Source organism: Cyanobium sp. ATX 6A2, assembly GCF_024346355.1.
Lineage (GTDB): Bacteria > Cyanobacteriota > Cyanobacteriia > PCC-6307 > Cyanobiaceae > NIES-981.
In genome coordinates this window covers 160,812-168,147 of record NZ_JAGQCU010000005.1, presented here as the reverse complement: position 1 = coordinate 168,147, position 7,336 = coordinate 160,812, and the positions used below count along the sequence as shown (strand labels likewise).

Here is a 7,336-nt window from a genome sequence, read left to right as displayed (position 1 = left end):
GGCAAGTTTCGGCTCCCAGAAAGGTGAAATCAGGCCAATCGAGGCTCAGATCCGCCAAAAATTGTTCATTCCGAGCAAATTGGAACCTTGGCCTCTCTTTCAGGGCTCGTTGCCCAGAGGTTCCTTAGGGTCAGGGCCCGCTGCGCGATCGCCAGTCGCTCATGGCTGTGTGTTTCCGTCGGCCAACGCGCGTACCGTCAACGACGCGGCTCGGCATGCGTGCAGATCACTGTGGTCGTCCTGTCGCTGTGTCCCATCAACTCCTGGATCGCGCGGATGTCTTGTGCCGCGCACCAGTAGGTGGGTTGCCAACGCATGGCGGAAGGTGTGAGATGTGGCCGGCTTGCTGATCCCTGATACCAACCCCACTCCGCCCTTGCCGACAGACACCCCCCGCCGCAGGGTTGTATGCCCGGGGTCGATCCTCTGTTTCCGGATCCTGAGAGCCGATGAGCCCCACCGTTCTGCTCGCAGCCTTGTCCCGAAACCTGCGTCGCCGCGTTGCCGTGGTGCTTGCCGGAGTTGGACTGGCCCTGGCCCTGGCGCTCTCCAGCCCCGCCCCGTCGCAGGCTGACACCCCGGGCAATGGCCCTGTCCTGCACGTGTTCTGGAGCCTCGGCTGCCCGGTGTGCGTGCGCCAGAAGCCGTGGATCGAGCAACTGGAAGCGCGCTTCCCCGGTCTTCAGGTGGAGGAGATGGAGCTGTCGCAGACGCCCCGTGTCCAGGCGCGGTTCGAGGAGATGGCTGAGGCGCGGGGCGTGACCGCCAGCTATGTGCCCACGCTGATGCTCGGTCGGCGCGCCTGGGTGGGGGACACCCCCGCCCAGCGCGCCGAGATCGAGACGGCGATTGCGGTGCAGCTGGCGGGCCAGGACCCGGCGCCCGACGCGCGCGAAAACCTCACCCTGCCCCTGCTGGGCGAGGTCGACCCCGCCGCGGCCTCGCTGCTGGGGCTCACCGCGCTGATCGCCTTTGTGGATGGCTTCAACCCCTGCTCGCTGTGGGTGCTCACCCTGCTGCTGGGCATGGTTCTGGCCTCGGGGTCGCGCCAGCGGGTGGCCGTTGTGGGCATCAGCTTTCTGCTCACCACCGCCCTGATCTATGGCGCCTTCATCGCCGGGCTGTTCAGCGTGCTGGCCTTTGCCTTTGCCCTGCCCTGGGTGCGCTGGGCGGTGGCCCTGGTCGCGCTCGTCTTCGGGCTGGTGAGCATCAAGGATTACCTCTGGTTTGGCCGGGGGATCAGTTTCTCGATCCCCGAGCGCGAGAAGCCCGCCATCTATCGGCGCCTGCGCCGTCTGCGGCAGCAGCCGATGACCATGCCCGTGCTGATCGCCGCCAGCGTGGCCATGGCGGCGGGCATTTCGCTGGTTGAACTGCCGTGCACCGCGGGATTTCCCGTGGTCTGGTCGGGGATCCTGGCCGAGCGGGATGTGAGCCGGGCGCAGTTTGTGGGCCTGCTGGCGCTGTATGTGCTGATCTATCTGATCGATGAGTTGGCCATCTTTACGATCGCCTTCACCACCATGAGCCTGGGGCGGATGGGCGAGGGTCATGGCCGGGCGCTGAAGCTGGTGGGTGGCACCGTGATGGTGGCTCTGGCCGGGGCGCTGGCTCTGCGGCCCGAACTGATGGACGATCTGGCCGGGACGCTCTGGCTGTTCGGTTCAGCCCTCGGCCTGGCGGCGCTGGTCCTGGTGCTACGGCGGCCGACGACAGCGGCCTGAGGGCCGCAGGCATCCGCCATGCTGTGGGCACGCCGCGGATGGGTGTGCCGTGCCGGAGCTCAGTCACCTCAACGCCTCCGGGGAGGCGCGCATGGTGGAGGTGGGGGACCGCCCGGCCAGCAGGCGTGAGGCCGAGGCCGAGGGCCTGATCGCCATGGCGCCGCAGACCCTGGCGCTGGTGCTCGCCGGCGCGGCCCCCAAGGGCGACGTGCTGGCGGTGGCTCGGGTGGCGGCGATCCAGGCCGCCAAGCGCACCTGGGAGCTGATTCCCCTCTGCCACCCGATCGCCCTCTCCGGTCTGGAGGTGGCGATCGAACCGGCCGCCGATGGCAGCGGCCTGCTGCTGGTGGCCCGTGCCCGCACCACCGGCCCCACCGGGGTGGAGATGGAGGCGCTCACCGCCGTGCAGGTGGGGCTGCTCACCCTCTACGACATGCTCAAGGCCGTGGATCCGGCCATGACCATCGGGCCGGTGCGGGTGCTGCGCAAGAGCGGCGGCCGCCAGGGCGACTGGCGTCACCCAGAGGTGCAGGCCGATGGCTGACAGCGGTTCCCCGGAGCCCTACGGCCGCGAAGGCCTGCCGCTCGAGCAGGCCCTGGCCCGCATCCTTGACACGCTGCAGCCGCTGGGGCTGAGTGAGGAGCTGCCGCTCGCAGCCTGCCTTGGCCGCACCACCGCGGCGCCGGTGCAGGCCGCGGCGTCGGTGCCGGGATTCCGGGCCTCGATCATGGACGGCTACGCCATCGCCGGCGCGGAGGTGCCCCAGCCGGGTGTGCGCTGGCGGCTGGTGGGGCGCTCGGCGGCGGGAGAGCCGTTCGCGGGCGCGCTCGCAGCCGGCCAGGCGGTGCGCATCCTCACCGGCGCCGTGGTGCCGGCGGGCAGCGCGCGGGTGCTGCCCCAGGAGCTGGTGCGCGTGGTGGAGGAGAGCGATGGCGAGGCGATCGAGCTGGCGGACGACTGCGGCCCCAACCCCTGGATCCGGGCCCCCGAGGAGGAGACCGCCGCCGGCGCGCTGCTGGTGCCGGCCGGCTGCCGGCTGGGGGCGGCGGAGCTGGGCCGGCTGGCCAGCTGCGGCGTGGAATGCCTGCCGGTGGCGGCCCGGCCGCGGCTGGGTCTGCTGATCAGCGGCGATGAGCTGGTGCCGCCCGGTGCCCCGCGGCGGCCGGGCCAGATCTGGGAGAGCAACTCCACCCTGCTGCGGGCCCTGCTGGAACGCCTGGGTTACGGCGTCACCGCCCAGCGGGTGGTGGCCGACCAGCCCCAGCCCCTGCGCCAGGCCCTGGGGGATCTGGCCGGCTGCTGCGACGTGGTGGTGAGCACGGGCGGCGTGTCCGCCGGCGACAGCGACTGGATCCGCCCCCTGGTGGCCGAGCTGGGGCAGGTGGGCTTCTGGAAGCTGTTTCTGAAGCCGGGCCGGCCCTTTGCCTATGGCCATCTGGAGCAGGGGGAGCGGCGGCTGCCGTTCTTCGGGCTGCCGGGCAACCCGGTGGCGGCGGCGATCACTGCCCTGCAGCTGCTCTGGCCGGCGCTGCAGCAGCTGGAGGGGGCCCGGATCCAGCGGCTGCCGCGCCTGAAGGTGCGGCTGGAGGGGGCTCTGAAGCGGGGCGCCGGCCGGCCCGAGCTGGCCCGTGCCGCGCTGGTGGTGGCTGCCGATGGGGCGCTGCTGGCGCGGGTGAGCGGCTCCCAGGCCTCCTCGCGCATCGGTTCTCTCGCCGCCGCCGATCTGCTGCTGGAGATCCCGGCCGAGCTGGGGGCCCTGGAGGCCGGAACGGAGCTCTGGGCCCAGCTGCTGCGCCTGCCGATCCTCTGAGGTCCGGCGGCGCCGGAGGTGGCGCCTCTGCTGGACAAGACGATCGAGGGGTTCGGCGAGCTGTTCCGGGTGCTGTCGTTCCAGACGATCGGCACCAGCAGCCTGCAGAGCCGCTGCCTGGCCGGGGTGGCCAATGGCACGGTGATCTTCGTGCTGCCCGGTTCGCTGGATGCGGTGGAAACCGCCTGGGACCGCCTGATCCGTGCCCAGCTCGACGCCACCACCCGCCCCTGCAATCTGGTGGCGCTGCTGCCGCGGCTGGGGGAGTCTGCCGATCAGCCGGCGGGCGCCGCCCGTCTGGGGTGACGAGCGCAACGGGCCCGCCACAATCGCCCCCGGCCTCACCATCTCCGATGCCCAGTCTCTTCTCGCCCTTGGCTCTGGGTGCGCTGGAGCTCCCGAACCGCATCTGGATGGCGCCGCTCACCCGCTGCCGGGCGGAGGAGGGCCACGTGCCCGGGCCGCTGATGGCCGAGCACTACGCCCAGCGGGCCAGCGCGGGGCTGATCGTCGCCGAGGCCACCATGGCGATGGAGGGCCATTCGGCCTTCTGGCATGAGCCCGGCATCCACAGCCAGGCGCAGGTGAACGGCTGGCGGCTCACCACCGAGGCGGTGCACCGCGCCGGTGGCCGGATCGTGCTGCAGATCTGGCACGGCGGCCGCGCCTGCCATCCCCTGCTCAACGGCGGCCGTCAGCCGGTGGCGCCCAGCCCGATCGCGATCAGCGGTGATGAGGTGCACACGCCTGAGGGCAAGCAGCCCTACGTGGTGCCCCGGGAACTGGGCGATGACGAAATCCCGCCCATTGTGGAGGGGTTCCGCCGGGCGGCCCGCAATGCGATGGCCGCCGGCTTCGACGGGGTGGAGGTGCACGGCGCCAACGGCTATCTGCTCGATCAGTTCCTGCGCGACGGCACCAACCGGCGCAGCGGCCCCTACGGGGGGCCGATCGAGAACCGGGCGCGGCTGCTGCTGGAGGTGCTGGAGGCGGTGGCGGAGGAGACGCCGCTGATGGGCCTGCGCCTGTCACCGATCAACAGCTTCAACGACATGGCCGACAGCGATCCGATCGGCCTGATCACCTGGCTGGCCAGGCGCCTGAACGATCTGCCCCTGGCCTATCTGCACCTGATGAGCGGCGATTTCCTCGGCCGTCAGCAGGGCGACGTGCTCAGCCCCGCCCGCCGCCACTTCCGCCGCGGGGCTCCCCTCAACGCTGCCGATCCGGCCACCTTCTACAGCCCCGGGCCGGCGGGTTACACCGATTACCCCACCCTCCCTGCGGCATGAGGGTCACGATCGGCGCCGTGCATAGGAATGAGATAGCCGTTCATGCGCCCTTTTTCCAGGCCAGATCCCTGTATCTTCCGGCATGCTGCTAGGTCATATCACCTCGCGCAAAGTAACAATCAGCCGATTATGCCATCGGCTTGATTCGGCAGGCCAGTCATCAAAGAATTGTGCCGGTCTCAGCGGTGCACCTAGCGCTGCCCCTGAGTGGAAAGCAAGGTGTGTCTGATATCTGAAGTGAAGATGTGGTGGCCTGTCCACGCGAGGGGCTTGTTGGACTAAGCCGCTGCGCGGCAGATTCAAAGCCAGCATAGCCAGAGCCATGCAAGATGGCCAGAAACTGATGAGTTGATTGGCGGGCAGCCTGGGCTGTAGCAGCAGACTCGTTCGCCAGTCGATTGCGCAGTTCCACAGTGAAGGATGCACACCGTCAGGTGTGTGTCATTTCTTCCATCCCATTGGGGAGGAACCTCACCATGGAACAACACGAACAGGAGCGATTCGACCAGCTCTATGCCCAGCACCTGCAGGCCCTCACGCTGCAGGGAAAACGGGGCAAGACGATCGACGGCTACGCCAGGGCTGTACGCCGCATCGCAGGCTTCTTCAACCGCTGCCCTGACAACCTCACAGCCGCTGATCTGAAAACCTACTTCGCCTGGATGGTGGAGAACTACTCCTGGAGCAGCGTCAAGGTGGATCTCTGGGGGTTGTCGTTTTTCTTCCGCCAGGTCCTTGGCCAACCGATGGAGTGGGTGGAGATCATCAAGCCACCCAACTCCAGATCGTTGCCTGATATTCCCACACGGGAGGAAGTACAGCGTTTGATCAACAGTGTCTATCGGCTGCGCTACCGCGTGTACTTCTTTGCGGTCTACAGCATGGGCCTGCGGCTGGGGGAAGGTCTGGGCCTGGAGATCGGCGACATTGATGCGGCCCATCAGCGTGTGCATGTGCGCCAGGGCAAAGGAGGAAAAGATCGCTACGTGCCCCTTCCGGATGCCACCCTGCAGCACCTGCGTCGCTTCTGGAGCAGCCACAGGAATCCCCGGCTGCTGTTTCCCAATGGCTGTGGCAATGAGGCCTCAGCTCGCACCGCCACCAGTCCCATGGATCGCGGCGGGGTGCAGGCAGCGATCAAGGCGGCCCGGATCAGCTGCGGCATCCACAAGCACCTGACGGTGCACAGCTTGCGCCATGCCTACGCCACCCATCTGCTGGAGCTGGGCGTGGATCTGCGCTCGATCCAGGTGGTGCTGGGCCACCAGAAACCGGAAACCACGGCCCGCTATGCCCATCTCACCGAGGTGAACCGGCAACAGGCCAGGGATCGCATCGAGGATCTGGTGGCCGGCTTTGCCCTGCGCTGGGAGGAGATCTGATGATCCTCCTTGCTGATCTGATCGATCGCTATGGCAGCGATCTGGAACAAGGCCACGGCCATCATCTGCTTCCTGGCCATTATCGAGCTCTGCAGGCCATGCGCCGCTGCCGCAATCAACACAGCCGCGTCATGGTGCTGGAATGCAACGGCTGCCACCATCAGGCCATTCTCCCCCATTCCTGCGGCCACCGCAGCTGTCCCCATTGCCAGCACCACGAAAGCCAGCAATGGCTGGAGCGGCAGAAGGCCAAACTGCTGGCGGTTGACTATTTCATGGTCACCATCACCGTACCGGTGCAACTGAGGGGATTGTTCTGGGCTAACCAACGGATTGCCTATGACCTGCTGCTAAAAACCGCCTGGCAGACGATCGACAGCTTTGCCCGCCGTGATCGTCATCTAAAGGGCCGAACCGGTGCCCATGCTGTGCTCCACACCCATTCCCGCAATCTCGATTACCATCCCCATGTGCATCTGATTGTGCCCGCCGGGGCCATCAACATGCGCAGCAAGAGATGGCAGCAGAAAAGGAAGAAAGAGAAGGTTCTCTTCTGGGCAGGGAATCTCTCCGATGTGTTCAGGGCCAAGTGGTTTGAGGCCATGCGCTTGGCAGGTCTGCGCTGCGAGGAGACCTTGCCCGATGCATGGGTGGTGCACTGCAAAAAGGTGGGGCGGGGTGAGCAGGCGCTGGTCTATCTGGGCCGCTACCTCTATCGCGGCGTGCTGCCGGAGAAGAACATCATCGCCGACCGTGATGGCAAGGTCAGCTTCTGCTATCAGGACAACAAGGGAAAACGCCAGGTCCGCACCCTGCCGGGCGGAGAGTTTCTCTGGCTGCTGCTCAAGCACGTCCTGCCCCGCCGCTTCCGGCGGGTAAGGGACTTTGGCCTCCTCCATGCGAATGCCAAACGCCTGATCCAGCTGCTGCAGCTGACCCTGCACATGCGGGTACCTCGCCCTGAGCCTCTGCCACCACGCCCTCCGGTTCTCTGTGATCGCTGCGGCCAGGTGATGACAATCCTCGCCCGAATGGTAGAGCCCAGCCATCACAGGCTGTGCTGAACCGCTCTGTTGTGTCAATCATACCGATAGATCCGTAGCGCCAAGCCATTCTCAACCGGGCAC

At 67.3% G+C, this 7,336-nt stretch carries 6 protein-coding genes and 1 pseudogene; all 7 read left to right on the top strand.

Annotated elements, in window-relative coordinates; all coding sequences use genetic code 11:
- Positions 1 to 449: 449 nt before the first annotated feature.
- The gene (locus KBY96_RS07115; RefSeq protein WP_254978660.1) at positions 450 to 1,724 is read left to right on the top strand and encodes a thioredoxin family protein; all 1,275 of its coding nucleotides are present in this window, start codon (positions 450 to 452) and stop codon (positions 1,722 to 1,724) included.
- Between the two features lie 49 nt (positions 1,725 to 1,773).
- Positions 1,774 to 2,268 carry a cyclic pyranopterin monophosphate synthase MoaC gene (gene moaC / locus KBY96_RS07110; protein WP_254978659.1) on the top strand — a complete coding sequence of 165 codons (495 nt, stop codon included), beginning with the start codon at positions 1,774 to 1,776 and terminating at the stop codon, positions 2,266 to 2,268.
- Positions 2,261 to 3,535: a molybdopterin molybdotransferase MoeA gene (locus KBY96_RS07105; RefSeq protein WP_254978658.1), complete on the top strand. Its 1,275-nt coding sequence runs from the start codon at positions 2,261 to 2,263 to the stop codon at positions 3,533 to 3,535. Before moaC ends, KBY96_RS07105 begins: the two co-directional genes overlap by 8 nt.
- Positions 3,536 to 3,553: 18 nt before the next feature.
- Positions 3,554 to 3,841: pseudogene (locus tag KBY96_RS07100) on the top strand (molybdopterin-binding protein); the annotation flags it as partial.
- Positions 3,842 to 3,888: 47 nt separating this feature from the next.
- Positions 3,889 to 4,827 (top strand): alkene reductase, encoded by a 939-nt coding sequence (locus KBY96_RS07095; RefSeq protein ID WP_254978657.1) that lies wholly within the window; start codon positions 3,889 to 3,891, stop codon positions 4,825 to 4,827.
- Positions 4,828 to 5,303: 476 nt separating this feature from the next.
- Positions 5,304 to 6,209, top strand: coding sequence for a site-specific integrase (locus KBY96_RS07090; protein WP_254978656.1), 906 nt, complete (start codon positions 5,304 to 5,306; stop codon positions 6,207 to 6,209).
- Positions 6,209 to 7,273, top strand: coding sequence for a transposase (locus tag KBY96_RS07085; protein WP_254978655.1), 1,065 nt, complete (start codon positions 6,209 to 6,211; stop codon positions 7,271 to 7,273). Before KBY96_RS07090 ends, KBY96_RS07085 begins: the two co-directional genes overlap by 1 nt.
- Positions 7,274 to 7,336 lie beyond the last annotated feature (63 nt).